This window comes from Acidimicrobiales bacterium (assembly GCA_022452035.1).
Lineage (GTDB): Bacteria > Actinomycetota > Acidimicrobiia > Acidimicrobiales > MedAcidi-G1 > UBA9410.
The window spans coordinates 1-15,135 of the sequence record JAKURV010000022.1; the positions used below are offsets into that span (position 1 = coordinate 1).

General features: G+C 62.9%; 13 protein-coding genes. 4 read left to right on the forward strand and 9 right to left on the reverse strand.

Annotated elements, in window-relative coordinates; genetic code table 11:
• Both MK181_08260 and MK181_08265 read right to left on the reverse strand, forming a co-directional pair.
• Positions 1 to 1,018, reverse strand: a 1,018-nt coding sequence (locus tag MK181_08260) for a branched-chain amino acid ABC transporter permease (GenBank protein ID MCH2419792.1), incomplete at its 3' end; no start/stop codon positions are given.
• Between the two features lie 18 nt (positions 1,019 to 1,036).
• Positions 1,037 to 2,440 (reverse strand): ABC transporter substrate-binding protein, encoded by a 1,404-nt coding sequence (locus MK181_08265; GenBank protein ID MCH2419793.1) that lies wholly within the window; start codon positions 2,438 to 2,440, stop codon positions 1,037 to 1,039.
• Between the two features lie 167 nt (positions 2,441 to 2,607).
• On the opposite strand from MK181_08265, the gene MK181_08270 reads away from it, so the two are divergent.
• From MK181_08270 to MK181_08280, 3 genes are read left to right on the forward strand one after another with little or no spacing between them, the layout of a single operon-like run.
• Entirely contained in the window at positions 2,608 to 3,804 is a 1,197-nt protein-coding gene (locus tag MK181_08270; protein MCH2419794.1) for an acyl-CoA dehydrogenase family protein, read from the forward strand.
• 4 nt (positions 3,805 to 3,808) lie between these two features.
• Positions 3,809 to 4,924 carry an acyl-CoA/acyl-ACP dehydrogenase gene (locus tag MK181_08275; GenBank protein ID MCH2419795.1) on the forward strand — a complete coding sequence of 372 codons (1,116 nt, stop codon included), beginning with the start codon at positions 3,809 to 3,811 and terminating at the stop codon, positions 4,922 to 4,924.
• 19 nt (positions 4,925 to 4,943) lie between these two features.
• The gene (locus MK181_08280) at positions 4,944 to 5,762 is read left to right on the forward strand and encodes a coniferyl-alcohol dehydrogenase (GenBank protein ID MCH2419796.1); all 819 of its coding nucleotides are present in this window, start codon (positions 4,944 to 4,946) and stop codon (positions 5,760 to 5,762) included.
• Positions 5,763 to 5,790: 28 nt separating this feature from the next.
• On the opposite strand, the gene MK181_08285 is transcribed toward MK181_08280, so the two are convergent.
• The 6 genes from MK181_08285 to MK181_08310 form a co-directional block, all read right to left on the reverse strand.
• Complete coding sequence (locus tag MK181_08285) at positions 5,791 to 7,011, reverse strand: CoA transferase (GenBank protein ID MCH2419797.1); 1,221 nt, start codon at positions 7,009 to 7,011, stop codon at positions 5,791 to 5,793.
• A 53-nt stretch (positions 7,012 to 7,064) separates the two neighbouring features.
• Positions 7,065 to 8,531: an aldehyde dehydrogenase family protein gene (locus tag MK181_08290; protein ID MCH2419798.1), complete on the reverse strand. Its 1,467-nt coding sequence runs from the start codon at positions 8,529 to 8,531 to the stop codon at positions 7,065 to 7,067.
• A gap of 35 nt (positions 8,532 to 8,566) precedes the next feature.
• A complete protein-coding gene (locus MK181_08295) occupies positions 8,567 to 9,802 on the reverse strand; it encodes a cytochrome P450 (GenBank protein MCH2419799.1) in 1,236 nt (411 codons plus the stop codon).
• Between the two features lie 12 nt (positions 9,803 to 9,814).
• On the reverse strand, positions 9,815 to 10,003 hold the full coding sequence (locus MK181_08300) for a ferredoxin (protein ID MCH2419800.1): 189 nt from the start codon (positions 10,001 to 10,003) through the stop codon (positions 9,815 to 9,817).
• 102 nt (positions 10,004 to 10,105) lie between these two features.
• Positions 10,106 to 11,293, reverse strand: coding sequence for an amidohydrolase (locus tag MK181_08305; GenBank protein ID MCH2419801.1), 1,188 nt, complete (start codon positions 11,291 to 11,293; stop codon positions 10,106 to 10,108).
• 28 nt (positions 11,294 to 11,321) lie between these two features.
• On the reverse strand, positions 11,322 to 12,611 hold the full coding sequence (locus MK181_08310) for an amidohydrolase (protein MCH2419802.1): 1,290 nt from the start codon (positions 12,609 to 12,611) through the stop codon (positions 11,322 to 11,324).
• Positions 12,612 to 12,755: 144 nt separating this feature from the next.
• Here MK181_08310 and MK181_08315 point away from each other — a divergent pair, with 144 nt between their 5' ends.
• Positions 12,756 to 14,024: a cytochrome P450 gene (locus MK181_08315; GenBank protein ID MCH2419803.1), complete on the forward strand. Its 1,269-nt coding sequence runs from the start codon at positions 12,756 to 12,758 to the stop codon at positions 14,022 to 14,024.
• Positions 14,025 to 14,126: 102 nt separating this feature from the next.
• Here the strand turns inward: MK181_08315 and MK181_08320 are convergent, their stop codons facing one another.
• Positions 14,127 to 15,113, reverse strand: coding sequence for an enoyl-CoA hydratase/isomerase family protein (locus MK181_08320; GenBank protein MCH2419804.1), 987 nt, complete (start codon positions 15,111 to 15,113; stop codon positions 14,127 to 14,129).
• Positions 15,114 to 15,135 lie beyond the last annotated feature (22 nt).

The window sequence follows — 15,135 nt, forward strand, 5'->3', positions numbered from 1 at the left end:
TCAGACGCCGGTTGCGAGTTAAGGCGGCAAGTCCCGGGGGTGGTGGGTCGACCCCGCCCAGAGGGTCGCCCACTCTGTGCTCCCTCCGGATTGCTGGCCAGCACACCAGCACGCCGAACAGGATCACAAAGGGCATCGACGGGGTCAGGTTCTCCTGGAAGGGTCGCAGCCACCCATGGTCTGCTGTCCAGCGGGGGAGGAACGTGTTGAAGAGGGCGATGAAGATGCCCAGTCCGAGTCCACCTAGGAGCGCCCTAGGGAGGCTTGCCAGACGGCCGACGGCCGCCGCAGCGATGGCCACGATGACCAGGTGGAAGAAGTCCGGGGCCATGAGGGTGTTGAAACGGGGGGCGATCAGCACCCCGGCCATTCCCGCGAACAGACTGGACAGTGCCCACGCGAAGGCCGACACCCGGTCGGCATTGATGCCGCTCAACTCGGTCATCCGTGGGCTTTCCACTACGGCTCGCAGTGCTAATCCAAGTGAACTGAAGCGGAACAAGACACCTAGAGCGGCCATACCGAACAGGGCCACCGCCATTTGGGCCAGTTCGTCGCGGCTGAGTGGGTAGATGCCGAATGGGTCGTAGAAGACCGACGACCCCCCGGGAATGATGCCGGTTGGAGTCCGACCGGCCACGGCCGAGAATCCGGTCACCAACTCGAAAAGGCTGGGAAGTGCCACGCTCAACCCGATGGCAATCACGAGCTTGGCCACAGCCGAGGAGTTGCTCAAGTGCCGAAATATCAGCCGCTCTAGAACAAGCCCGATGAGTGGGGCAAGGATGAACACCGCCAGGATCAGCGCCGGGACGACCTGCCATTCCCATTCGTTTCGGGCCTGGAAGTACATGGCCGCCGACACGTAGGCCTGGGCACCGCAGGCCAGGTTGAATACCCCTGATGTCTTGTAGGTGAGGACGAACCCAAGGGCGATCAGCGCATAGACGCTGCCCGGTGGGGCCCCTTGGAGGACCGCTCTGAGCAGATCCTCACCTGTGCTGGCGGCAAGGAGCACAGTCGGCGGCCGTCAGGATCAGTCGCCGAAGACTGTTTGGCTGGGCTCGGCCCAGTCGAGGGTCGTGTTGTCCCAGCAGAACCAGGGCGTTGCTGGATCGGCCACTGTTTCGAGGGCGCCCCCGCTCATACGAACCGGGGCGAAGCATTCAAGCGCGTAGTCGTTGGTCGCGTCCCCTTCCACTGGTGTGACGTGTTGTCGGCTCCAGTCGATCGGGACGATCAGCCCTCCCGCGTCGTACGCGGTTTGGCTGTTGAGGGCGTCGATAGCTGACTTCCGATCGAAGACGGGTCCAGCGGAAAGGATGGCGGTATATGCCGCGTCGGCGTTGATCCATCCGACCATGGCCAATTCTGAGAGATCCCGACCCAACTCGGCCATGGTGTCGATGAACGCTGTCTGCATGGTGTTGCCGGCATCGGCCTCGAAGGGCATGAACTGTGGGGTCACGAAGTCCCCGTCGAAGAGGTCGCCAGCTTCAGCTACGAACGGATGGTTGTAGGTATTGGGGTGGTAGAGCACCACGTCACCCATGCCCTGGCGGGCCAACTCCTGGGCCAGAGTCTTCATGGCGTTCAGGTCCATACAGGTGGAGATGAAATCGACGCCCAACTCCTTCATCTGTGTTACCTCTGGAGCGATCCCATTGGGAAGCCCATAGCCCAAGCTGTCGTTGAAGTAGGCCATCTCGGCACCGATGTCGGCCGAGTAGAGGTCGATCGAGTCGGCAACCGCCCGGGTGCACACCTTCGAGTTCTCACTGACCCCGTAGCCCAGTGATGCCACCTTGGTGGCACCGGCGATCTTCACCGTGTAGGGCACGGCCCGTTGGGTGCAAGTGGCACACATTGCCGCGATGTGTCCGAAGATGTTGGTCCGGTTGGCTGATTCTGTGGCGTGGATGTTCCACGCAAAGGTGGGGATCCCACTGTCGTTCAGGTCTCCCCAGCCGTTTGCGATCAGGGTGGCGTTGAAGACGCCGAAAACGTCGTCGGCGGAAATGACCTCCAGGGCCCGAACCTGGTTGGAGAACAACTCGTCGTCGAGCACATAACCGACGCTCAACTCACGTCCGAACAGTCCACCTTCGGCGTTCCGGAAAGCGAAGTACGCCTCGATGCCGTCCAGGTAGCAGTCCAGAATGCACGTCCCCAACGGGTTGAGGGTCCGAATGCCGATGACCGCGAAGGCGATCTCCTCGTCGTCCACGCCGGGTACCCCTTCGACCTGTTCAAAGGTGAAACGGGGATCCGGAGGCTCAGTGGTCGTTGTCGTGGTGGCTGGGGCAGCTGTGGTGGTTGGAGCCGCGGTCGTCGGCACAGCCGTGGTAGCCGCCGGAGCGGTCTCGTCACTACCGGAGTTTCCGCACCCGGCGGCAACCAGCGCGATCAACGCCACCGACAAGACAAACCGTGTTCTCATTTCCGGCCTCGTTCCCCCTTGACGCAACTGAGCGGTACCCGGTCCGGTGAGGGTAGCGCGACGCTGGATTCCGACTCCATCCGGCATCCAACTAAGGGCCTGTTTGACCGCGAACCTCAGTGTTCCTACCGTTCACAGTTCACGACAGCGGAAGAGGGCCTCCGAGGATGCGATTCGGCTATGACGAGAAGACCGAAGCCTTCCGCGATCAGCTCGTCGCCTGGCTCGAAGCCAACCTTCCCGACCCTTCACTGACCGCGGAGCGGCCCACATCGAGCGCCGACATCCCCGCGTGGGCCCGGGAGTTTCAACGCCAGATGTTCGACGACGGCTGGTTGTCACCCACCTACCCTCCGGAGTTGGGCGGTCGGAACGCCGATCTGTTCGAGCAGATGGTGTACCTAGAGGAACTCGGACGACGGCACGTGACCCGAAGTTTCAACCCTCAGGGGCTCGGCATCGTCAGCGCGTCGATTGTGTCGTTCGGTAACGACGAACAGATCGAACGTTGGGCGGTGCCCATCATGCGGGCCGAGAAAACGGCGGCCCTCGGGATGAGCGAGCCGGGGGCTGGAAGCGACCTGGCCTCTTTGACCACCCGAGCGGTAGCCGACGGCGACCACTTCGTTGTCAATGGCCAAAAGGTCTGGACATCGGGAGCTCACGATGCCGACGTCCTCCTGGTCTTTGTCCGGACCGATCCGGATGCACCGAAGCACAAGGGGATCTCCGCCCTGATTGTTGAAACCGACACCCCGGGCCTGGACCGGCGGCCGTTCCCCGACCTGGGTGGTCCCGATCACATTGACTTCAACGAGGTGTTCTTCGACGACGTGCTCGTCCCTTCGAGCAACCTTGTTGGCGACCTCAACGACGGGTGGAGGATCTGCAACGGAGCTCTAGCCCATGAGCGGGCGATGTTGTGGGTGATGTGGTCCCAGAGTCTCGACAACATGCTCGATGACGCCCTCGCAGAACTCCATGGCACCCCCCACGCCGACGATGACGTTGTCCTCGACCGGTTGGGTCGGTCGATCATGGACTCCCATGCCATCCGGCTCCTAGGACATCGCCAGTTGGCCAAACAGCAGCGAGGTCTGGTTCCGGCCGAACAGTCGATCCTCAAGTTGATGGGTTCGGAGGCCCAGCAGGATCTGGCCGCCCTGATGCTTGAGAGCCTCGGAGCCTCCGCCCTTGACCAAACCGTCGACTCGACCCTCCGCTTCCCTTACGAGACCGACCGGGGGGCGGTGTCGTGGTCGGACCGTTACCTCTTCACGTTCGCTGGAACAATCAGCGGCGGAACCAGCGAGATCCAGCGCAACATCGTGGCCGAGCGGGTGCTTGGCCTTCCTCGAGGATGAATCTGTGGACTTCGAACTGACCGACGAGCAACTTGAGTTGCAACGGATAGCTCGAGACGTCCTGGATAGTGAGGTCCCCGCCTCTCTAGCCCGAGACATAGCCGAGGGTTCCGGCTCAGCCGATGAGCTGTGGGCCACGCTGACCAGCCTGGATTGGCCGGCGTTGTGTCTTCCGGAACCGGTCGGAGGCCTCGGCCACGGTTGGGTCGAACTAGCGGTCCTACTTGAGGAGATGGGTCGGCATGTAGCGCCGGGGCCCTTCGCGGCCACCGTTTCCCAGTTCGCCCCAGCAGTCCGCCATGCTGGAACCCCGGATCAGCAGGAGCAGTTCCTCGCCCCGGTGGCTGCTGCCGGAGCCACCGGAACCTTGGCCGTAGACGAGGGGGCGGGTACCTGGGACCTTGACCAGATCAGCGCCTCGGCCACCCGGGATGGTGATTCGCTCGTCCTGTCGGGGATCAAGTGCTTTGTGGTGGATGGAGCCTCCGCAGAAGAGATCGCCGTGGTCATCCGCATGGACGGTGGATTGCGGGTCGTCGTCGTCCCTGGTGAGGCAATAGTGGCCCGGGAGTTGGACCCCATCGATGCCACCACCCGACACGCCACCATCGATTTGGAGGGCGTCCGGGTGAGTTCCGACCGACTGCTCATGGGTTCTGATTCCGACGATGTGGTGGTCCGAGCCGTGCAGGAGGCCACTGTCGGGGTGGCTGCCTCGATGCTGGGGGCATGCCAGCGGATTCTCGATTTGAACCTCGACCACGCCAGAGAGCGACAACAGTTCGGTGTACCTATTGGTTCGTTCCAAGCGGTCAAGCACAAGTTGGTTGACATGTATTGCCTGATTGAACGGGCCCGGGCGCTGGTCTACTTCGCCGCTTTGGTGTTTGACTCGGACGATGAGCGACGGACCATCGCCACCTCGATGGCCAAGGCCGGAGCGGGCGAGTGTCAACAGCGCTGTGTTCAAGATGGCCTTCAACTTTTCGGTGGGATCGGCTATACGTGGGAGCACGAACTCCAGTTGTTCCTCCGCCGGGCCAAGGTCGGGGAACTGCATTTTGGAAGCAGTTCGAGTCATCGACGCATGATCGCCCGGTGCGCACTGAGCGCACCTTGACCAGACAAGGAGAATCGACATGGACGATGTCCTCGGTTACGAAGGTACGAAGGTCCTGGTCACCGGTGCGGCATCGGGCATGGGAGCGGCCACCGCGTCGATCCTCGCCGAGTTGGGTGCTGATGTCTACGGCCTCGACATCCAGGATGGCGACGGATCGTTGGACAACCTCCATCGGTGCGACCTCGGGGACCCGGAGGCCATCGACTCTGTGGTGGAGGCGGTTGGCGGGCCCATTGACAGTCTGTTCAACTGCGCCGGACTTCCCACCACGGCACCCGACCGCCAGGTGATGCTGGTCAACTTCTGCGGACATCGGCATCTCACCGAGGCGGTCATCCCGTTGATGGTCCCGGGGGGGTCCATCGCCTTCATCTCATCGGTGGCCGGGATGGGGTGGATCGCCAACGCGGCATCCATGTTGGCCTTCGTGGCCGAACCCGACTTTCCCTCAGGAGAGGCCTGGCTGGACGCCAACCCCGAACCGTGGACAGCCAACGGTTACGCGTGCTCGAAGGAGGCCATAAACGCCTACGTGGCCTGGCGCGGCTTCCAACTCGCCCCGGAGGGCATACGACTCAACAGCCTGAACCCCGGGCCCACCGACACGCCGATGATGCCGTCGTTCGTCGAGTCGCAAGGTCAGGAGTTCTTCGACAATTTCCCCAAACCCATTGGCCGCAATTCGACGGCCGAGGAACAGGCCTGGTGCCTGGTCATGTTGAACAGTCCGCGTTCCAGCTATGTGGTCGCCACGTCGGTCTTTGCCGATGGTGGCTTCACCGGGGGACTGTTTACCGGTGGCATCGACCCGACGGTGCTCATGCCACAGGAGTAGGACCGATGGCCGGCCTAGGGTCCGGCAACTAGAGGATGGCGCCGCTCTCCTTCATGGCCGCAAGTTCATCCCAACTGACTCCCAGTTCGTTGAGTAGAACCTCGGTGTGCTCGCCCAGTTCGGGGGCTCGTTCAACGCCTACCGGGGTCTCGTCGAACTGTGCCGGGCTGGCCACCAACTGCACCTGGTCGCCGTTGGCGGCTTTCATGGTCGGGAGGTAACCGTTGGCCACTGTCTGGACGTCTTCGTAGAGTTCGGTGAGGGTCTGGAAGGGAGTCCAGACGCCGGAGAAGTCCTCGAGCCGCTCCCTCCAGTACTCCAGAGTTTGGGAGCCGAATGCCTCGTCGAGTTGGGCGATGCACTCGCTGGTGTTCTCAGCCCGAACCGCTGAATCGGCAAACTTTGGGTCGGTGGCTAGATCCGGCCGGTCTAGCCGTTCGCAGAGGTCGTCCCAGTGCTTGTCTGACTGAAGGAGGATCAGGCTTATGAACCGGTCGTCAGAGGTCCTATAAGTGTTGACGCCGGGGTTCGGGATCTGGGTGCGATCCCCGGCTGGTAGTCGACCGAACCCAAACAATTTGGCTGCCACTACCATCGGCGAGAGTTGCCAGATCGCGGTGGCGAGCAAGGAAACGTCGACCACGCTGGGCTCGCCGGTCCGTTCCCGTTTCACCAGTGCTGCCGAGATGGCTCCGGCTATGGCCAGGCCTCCCATCACGTCTCCGAAGGCGGGCGACGGTTGACCCTGGGGCCAGCCGTCTGGTCCCTCGGGGAAGACTGCACTCAACCCGCCACGGGCCCAGAACGACGCCCCGTCGTAGCCGCCCTTCTCGGCGTCAGGGCCCTTCGGTCCCTGGCCGGAACCGCGGGCAATGATGAGAGCGGGGTTCCGGTCCCGGAGGTCGTCTACGTCGATTCCTAGCCGATGCCGGACCGAGGGCAGATAGTTGGTCAGGAACACGTCGGCCGTTTCGATGACCTTCATGAATGCCTCGTGGCCGTCGGGATTGGCCACGTTGATGGCCAGGGACCGCTTGCCCCGGTTGGGTTGCTCGACCATGAAATTGACACCCCCAGCGCCTCCGGGCAGCAGACCGGACGAGATCAACCCGCGCTGGGGGTCGCCTCCATCTGGGCTTTCGACCTTAAGGACGTCGGCCCCCCAGTCGACCAGTACCGAGGCGGCCGACGGGACAAACATCCAGCTAGCCATCTCGACGACTCGAATACCTTCCAGCGGACCGGACATGGTGTCTCCAATTCTTCTCGTTCTGCTTGGTAGTTCCCCGTGGGAGCCGCCGGTCAGCTTTCCGCTGGCCAACCCACGGTCTTGGTTTCCGTGAAGATCTCAAGTCCTTCTATGCCGCACTGCCGGCCGAGGCCGGAACCTTTGTAGCCGCCGAACGGTGCGTCGGCTCCGTACCAGATTCCGCCATTAATGCCCAGGGTGCCGGTGCGGATCCGACGGGCCACCGCCTTGGCCCGATCCAGGTCGGCTGAGGTAATCATGCCGCTGAGGCCGTAGAGCGACTCGTTGGCGATGCGCACCGCGTCATCATCGTCGTCGAACCCGATTACCACCAGTACGGGGCCGAAGATCTCCTCCTGGGCGATTGCCATGGCGTTGTCCACGTCGGCGAACAGGGTCGGCTCCACGTACCACCCTCGCTCGAAGTGGTCGGGACGTCCCCCCCCGGACACCACGGTCGCCCCCTCGGCTTTTCCTTGCTGTATGTAGTCGAGCACACGCTCCTGCTGGCGGCGAGAGATCTGGGGACCCTGGAGCACCGAGAGGTCGGTCGGGTCGCCGTAAGCCCAGTTCTCGAAGGCTGCACGGGCCATCTCGACCGCCTCGTCGTAGTGGCTCCGGGGGACCAGCAGGCGGGTCGGAATGGCACATCCTTGGCCGCCGTGCATGCAGCACACAGCTGATCCGGCCAGTGTGGCTTCCAGATCGGCGTCGTCGAGCACCAGATTGACCGACTTGCCACCCAGTTCCAGGAACACTCGTTTGAGGGTGGGAGCCGAGGCTTCCAGGATCCGTCTGCCGGTTGCCGTGGAACCCGTGAAGGCCACCATGTCGACCTCGGCCGATGTGGAGAGCACCTCACCGACCAGGTGGTCGGCCGAAGTGACGATGTTGACCACTCCGGGAGGGATGTCGGTTTCTTCGGCGATCAGGCGACCGAGCCGCGTTGCGTTCCACGGGGTGTCTGGGGCGGGCTTGAGGACACAGGTGTTGCCCATGGCCAGCAGGGGTCCCAGTTTGTTGAGGATGATCTCTATTGGGAAATTCCACGGCACGATCACCCCGACCACACCGACCGGTTCCTTCCAGACTTCCCGCTCGGTCTGGTAGCCCACACCCATGGCGTCTTTGGGGCCTAGTGATCGCGACCATTCAAACTCGTCGATCATGTCCCTGGGCCACCGCAGTGCTTCACGTAGTGGAGCGTCCAACTGGGGTCCGTAGGTGATTAGGGCTGGCGTGCCCGTCTCTGCGACCAACTCCTGTCGCAAGTCCTCCTGTTCGGACTCGATGGCCGTCTGGAGTTGGTCCAGGCAGACCTTGCGAGCCTCGGTGTCGGAGGCCCACCCAGTCGTATCGAAGGCCCGGCGGGCCGCGTTAACAGCCCGGGCCATGTCGGCCGCCGAACCGTCAGCCACCGGGCCAAGTATCTCCTCGGTGGCCGGGTTGACATTGTCGAAGGTGGCACCGCCCTCGGCGTCGACCAACCTCCCGTCGATCAGCATTCGGCTTTCGCCCACGACAGATCTCCTCTCTCGCGTTCGCCGCGGCCCGCCTACCAGACCAACGGGAGGTCGGCGATCTGGCGCAGGCTCGGCGAGAAATCCAGTTCTACGCCTTCGGGGACTCGGTATTCGGGGATTCGGGCATGCCACTCTTCGAGAACTACACGCAGTTCCATGCGGGCCAGGTGGGAACCTAGGCACCGGTGTATCCCACCGCCGAAGGCCAGGTGCTTGTTCACCCGACGGTCGATGTCCACCGACTCCGCCTCGTCCCAGGCCCGCTCGTCGGTGTTGGCTGATCCCAGCATCACCGATACCACTTCGTCGGCTGGGATCGGACAACCTGACAGTTCGGTGTCCTGGGTGGTTACCCGTACCACCGAGGTCACCGGGGTTTCCCAACGCAGCATTTCCTCAACCGCTCGCGGGATGACTGACGGATCGTCGGCCAGGCGACGCCGTTCGGCGGGATGCAGAGCTAGGCGGGCCATCATGCAGTCCAGAGAGGCGGTCACTGTGTCAAGACCGGCCAGGAAGAACAGGTAGCAGATATCGACAACCTCTTCGCGGGTAAGGCGCTCTCCATCGACTTCAGCATCAAGGAAACCGGAGATGAAGCCGTCCTGGGGCGCTTCCAGCCGCTCGTCGATCACTTCCTGGAGGACCGCGTAGATCCGAGCACCAGCGGCATCGACCATGGTCGAGCGCTCTTCGGGGGTCCTGGCCGGTGGTCGGATGATTCCATCTTTGAGGGCGATGAACTCGGCGGCCCGGGAAACCGGAAGACCCAGCAATTCCAAAAACACGGTGGAGGGAAGCGGCTCAGAGACTGCCGTGTGGAAGTTGCACCCGCCTGCGTCGGCCACGGAATCCACGAGGTCAGAGACCAGTGTTCGGGTCCGATCTTCTAGGAGGGCAATCCGGCGTGGTGCGAACAGCGGATCAAGCAACTTCCGGTACTTGGCGTGGTCCGGGGGATCGATCTGGAGAGGAATGAGCGGGCGGACCTGACCGATGTGTACAGCGTCGAACCTCGACGAGAAAATGTCGGGGCTTCGTAGGACGGTCACCACGTCGGCATGCCGGCCCACTAGGTGAGCGTCGGCGTTGGCCCGTGAGGGAACTATCCCGGGCAGTGTCACCACCGGTCCGCTGTCCCGCAGCATCCGGTACCCCGATTGTGGGTGCCGATTGAATTCGGGATCATTCATCGGGAGGCCATCTGCGGTGTCCCCGTTGGGCCCGATGTTGGCCTCGCTCTCTCTGTCGTCCGGGGCTCCCGTCATCTCGTCCTCCGATCAGTCACCGGTCAGGGAAATCGCATCCTCAGGACAGTTATCGGCCCCGAGGCGGGCCGACTCTGCCAGCCCCGAAGGCACCGTCACGGCGACGACCAGCCCACGCCCGTCGTCGTCAGGTTCAAATACGACGGGGGCGAGGACGTAGCAACGCCCGTGACCCTGGCATCGTTCTTGATCGAGGCGCACTTGCACGTCTACGGCTTACCCCCAATACCGGTCGATGGACAATCGGGGGCACCCGAATAGGTCGAGAATTCGGACAGATCCCGGCCGATTACAAGAAGAATGTCAGGATTCCAGGTGGAGGAGTTCACGGAGGTTTCCACCCATGATGCGAGCCGTGTCCTCGGAAGACAGTGACTCGGGGAGGTCATCGACGAAACTCACCGGGTTGCCCAGCCCCTCCGGGTGCGGGTAGTCGGACCCGAAGAGCAGACGTTCGGGCCCCATGATGTCCACCAGACCCTCAAGAGCGTCCTCCCAAAACGGGTTGACGTAAACGTTGCGGCGGAAGGCCTCGACGGGATGTTCGTCGAACTCTTGAGGCATCTTCTTGTAGATCGACTCCAGCCCATCAACTAGGGGCTTCACCCAGGTCCCGCCGTTTTCGATCGTGGCGATTCGCAGATTCGGGAATCGGCTAAAGGCACCATGACAGACCATGGCGTTCATCATGTCGGTGATGGCCCGGTTCGCCATGACGAGCGACCGGAAAGGATTGGGTTGGAAGGGCAAGAACTCGGTGGGTCCTTCCCAGATCGACACCAGGTCGGCGTAACCGGAGTCCGAGGAGTGCATGCCAACTAGAACACCTGCCTCCTCGACTCGGGCCCAGAACGGGTCAAATTCGGGAAGGCCCGGGGACCGAGATCCTCGGAGCCCCCAGGCCGGAGCGGGTCGTATCAGGATGCAGCGCACCCCGCGGTCGAGACACCACTCCAGTTCGGCAATCGCCTTGTCAACGATGGGCAGGGTGATGATCGGTGTGGCGAAGATCCGGTTCTGGTAGTCGAAGGTCCACTCATCGTGGATCCATTCGTTGAGAGAATGGATTACCGCGTGCGTCAGGTCAGGGTCGTCCCGCATTCGCTCTTCGATGAGGCTGGCCAGGGTAGGGAACATAAGCGCCCCATCGAGACCCAACTCGTCCAGGTGAGGCAGGCGGGCTTCAGCGGTACGGGCCCATTCTGGGCAAGGGATTGGCGTACCGAAGATCTCGCGGAGGCTCTTGCCGTCCGGATTGCCTCTCCGATAGAAGTCCTCCTGGGCGCCCGGCGGGGCGACAACTTCGAAAGTCGGATTCGGGATGTATTCGGAGAGCTTTCCGTTGATGGCAATTTTGGTCCTGCCGTTGACCTGCACGTAGGTGATGGCGCTGCGGTGCTCCGACGGGAGGTATCGGGTGAAGGCCTCCTGGGTCTCATACATGTGGTTGTCGGCGTCGAAGACGGGAAAATCGACGGTCCTGTGCTCCACGGTGGTCACCTTCCGATCGGGGTAGTCATCACTCCTCAGACTGGCCGGCCCGTTCGACAAAGTCCTTCAGTGATACATCCTTGGTCTCGCCATGGCGGCTGGTGTCACGAGAGCGGATCGACACGTCATGGTCTCCTGCCTGGGCCCTTAGCGCCCCCACTGTGCAATCGGCGCGGTCGAACACGGCGAATGGGTCGTAGGAGAACCAGTCCATGGCATTGAGGTGCGTGATGCGGTTGATGTCGTCGTCCGAAACGCCGACGAAGACCTCTGAGAGTTCTTCAGGGGCCGTCGGCCAGTTCGAGTCAGAGTGCGGGTAGTCCATCTCCCAACAGATGTTGTCGATTCCGATTTCGTGGCGGAGGATCACCCCGACAGGGTCGGTGATGAAGCAGGTGAGGAAGTTACGACGGAAAACGTCGCTCGGCTTCAGGTCGCCAAAGTCCTGGCCGGTCCACAAGTGGTGCATGTCGTAGGTCTTGTCGGCGCGGTCCATGAAATAGGGCACCCAGCCCGTGCCTCCCTCCGAGAGGGCGATCCGGAGGTCGGGATACCGGCGGGGAACTGTTGACCACAGCAGGTCGGAGGCCGCCGTAGAGACGTTCATGGGTTGCATCTGGATCATGACGTCCATTGGGGCGTCAGGGGCAGTTATCACCAATTGGCCCGACGATCCGAGGTGGATCGACAGCACGGTTTCGCATTCAACAAGAGCCTCCCAGAACGGATTCCAGTATTCGTCGTGAAAACTGGGCTGACCAAGTGGCACGGGGTTTTCGGTGAAAGTCATCGAGTGGCAGCCCAGTTGGGCCACCCGTCGGACCTCGGCCGCGCACTCCTCGGCCGACCAGATCATCGGCAGAGCCATGGGGATGAACCGCCCGGGATAGGAGCCACACCATTCGTGGATGTGCCAGTCGTTGTAGGCCCGGATGAGGGCAGCGGCGAATTCCTTATCGGGGTGGTCGGCAAATAGCCGACCGGCAAAGCCCGGAAACGACGGAAAGCACATGGACCCAAGCACTCCACCAGCGTCCATGTCCTTGATCCGCTCATCGATGTCGTAGCAGCCCGACCGGATTTCCTCGAACGAGGTCGGCTCGATGCCGTATTCCTCTTTTGGGCGGCCGGCAACGGCATTGAGTCCGACGTTGGGGATGATCGCCCCGTTGAACGTCCAGACGTCGCTGCCATTGTCAGTGTGGAGGAGCTTGGGTGCCTCGTCCTGCCACCGGTCGGCGAGGTGCTCATCGAACATGTGCGGTGGCTCACAGAGATGGTCATCCACGCTGACCAGGATCATGTCGTTCATATCCATGGCTTCCCTCCTTGGATCGGCCACGCAATATCGCTCCGGCGAAATCTAGTCGGGTGGCATCCCTGTGGAACCAGTTGACCGTTGGTCCCGTGCCTGTGGGACACGGAGTCGCCAACTGTCGGGGCAATGCGGGACAATACGTCTGTGGAATCGGTCAACGGAATAGTCGATATCGACCACCAACACCCAGACTTCGTCGCCAATCGTCATGGACGGTACGAGGAACTGAGGGCCCAGTGTCCCGTTGTCTACAACACTGCCTACGGGGGCTTCTGGCTGGTTACCGACTACGAGTCAGTCGCCACAGTGGCTCGCGACAACGAAACCTTCGCCCACCGATTCGACCCCAAAGCCGACGACGGGATCTCGTACCAGGGCATTTGCGGAATCCCTCGACCAAAGGGAACCCCGCGGATGGGTGTATCGGAGATCGACGGACCCGACCATGCCGACCTTCGGCGAGTTCTGAACCCGCACATGAGTCCCCAGCGGGTCGAGCAATTACGCCCCCGCATGGAGCAGATCTCGACGTGGTTTCTCGACGAGGTGATCGAAGCAGGCCGGGCCGATCTCGTCATCGACTACGCCACGCCAGTACCAGCGGTCCTAACCCTTGAATCGATGGGCATGCCTGCTGAGAACTGGGATCACTACGCCGAGTTCTTTCACGCCTCGGCCTCCTATGAACGCACAGACCCGAAACACATCGACGCCGCCGGCCGCTGGCAGGACATGTGGGATGAACTCGTGGGATTCGCTCGCTTCCGGCGGCGGAACCCATCGGACGACATCACCACCACCCTGGTGACCTGTGAGATCGCTGGACGACCTCTCACCGATTCAGAAGTCGGCGGGATCATGTGGAATCTGGTGGCCGGTGGCCTAGACACCACCACTTCGCTCGTGTCATGGGGGCTACACCATCTGGGTACGGTGCCCGATGCCCGGAGCCGTCTCCTAGCGGACCCGACGCTGGTGCCGTCAGCCGTTGAGGAGTTTCTCCGGTTCTACAGTCCGAGTGAGACCCTCACCCGCACGGCGACCCGAGACGTGGAACTGGGAGGGAGGCAGATCGCCCGGGGCGACGTCGTGATGATCAGCTGGGTATCGGCCAACCACGATCCCCAAGCTTTCGAGCAGGCTGACGAGATCGTTCTCGATCGAACCGCCAACCGGCATCTGGCCTTCGGCCTCGGTGGCCACCGATGCATCGGGGCCCCGGTTGCCCGAATGGAGGCAGAGGTCATGTTCCGTGACGTGCTCCACCGAATCCCCGACTACGTCATCGATGAGGACTTGTTCCGGCCCTATCCGGGGAACCTCCTCATGACCGGCGTGGTCTCCATGCCCGTGGTCTTCACCGCGGGTCGGAGACATGGCGAAAACGACCCCCTTGGTTCGCCACCAGGATGAAAGTCGCGGCCGGTAGGTGCCGGATTTAGCCCTGGACAACCCATGACCGACGAGCCGTTCCCTCCCTGCTTGCCTGTGTTCTCGTTCTAGAGGTCCGGGTGTTCAGCCGACCACCTCGTCGACCAGACCCCAGGCCAGTGCCGTCTGGGCGTCGATCGTCGTTCCGGTCAAACACATTTGGGCTGTCCGTTGGCGACCGATCCGCCGTGGCACGCTGACCGTTCCGCCTGCGCCGGGGATGAGCCCCATGGAGACCTCGGGGAGGGAGAACGTCGCCGACCCGGTGGCCTCCAGGCGTCCGGCGAATGCCGCCAACTCGGTCCCGGCACCGACCGCAGGGCCGTGGACCCGCACGGTGAGCCGATCGGCCAGCCGGTCTAGCCAGAGTCCCGCGTTGGCCGACGACCGGATCAGGTGCGCCGATGCTGGATTGTCGACCGAGCCGAACTCAGCCAGGTCGCCGCCGCAGGAGAAAGTCGGCCCCATGCCCGTCAACAGAACTGGACGACAGTCTCCGGGAGCGGTGAGCGGCCGGAGGGCTTCGACGAGGGCATCGCGCATGGCCGCGGAATAGGCGTTTCGGAGTCTTGGGCGGTTCAACGTCAGTGTCACGGTGTCGCCTTGGGCGTCCACGAGAACCGGGGGTTCCGGCTCGTCGGGCCTGACTCTTCGCCCCCGTGCCTCCAACCAGCGGGCGAACTCGTCACCGGCCTGCAGAGTCCCGTAGGTCGTCGACTCCAGCAGCAGTCCGGCCGACGTGTCCAGACCCTCGCCGTGTCGCAGTACCTGGCAGCAGGCCAGAGCGGCCTGTGGCGTGGCGGCCACCACGTCGGCGATCGCAGCGGCATCGACAGGGTCGTCGACCAGTACGTCAAAGGCGGGGGCGGTCCCTGGGGCAGCCAACCCGACAGAGATGACAGGCAGGCTGTTCAACGAGGCGGCGGCCTCCGGTGGCAGGAGGTGGGCGTCGGCGACGACCAGTAGCCACAAGTCACGCAGCGTGCCGATGTCAAGGTCGACGACCGGCGTGGCGAGGCGTGCGGACGCCTCGTCCACGGACAACACCTGGTGAGGAACCCTGCTGGCCACCCGTCCAGTCTGCCCGTGGCGT

Bases quoted from the DNA above. Each gene is read 5' to 3' on its own strand.
- MK181_08265 (MCH2419793.1), bottom strand. From the start codon at position 2,440: ATGAGAACACGGTTTGTCTTGTCGGTGGCGTTGATCGCGCTGGTTGCC.
- MK181_08285 (MCH2419797.1), bottom strand. From the start codon at position 7,011: ATGTCCGGTCCGCTGGAAGGTATTCGAGTCGTCGAGATGGCTAGCTGG.
- MK181_08295 (MCH2419799.1), bottom strand. From the start codon at position 9,802: ATGACGGGAGCCCCGGACGACAGAGAGAGCGAGGCCAACATCGGGCCC.
- MK181_08310 (MCH2419802.1), bottom strand. From the start codon at position 12,611: ATGGATATGAACGACATGATCCTGGTCAGCGTGGATGACCATCTCTGT.
- MK181_08280 (MCH2419796.1), top strand. From the start codon at position 4,944: ATGGACGATGTCCTCGGTTACGAAGGTACGAAGGTCCTGGTCACCGGT.
- MK181_08270 (MCH2419794.1), top strand. From the start codon at position 2,608: ATGCGATTCGGCTATGACGAGAAGACCGAAGCCTTCCGCGATCAGCTC.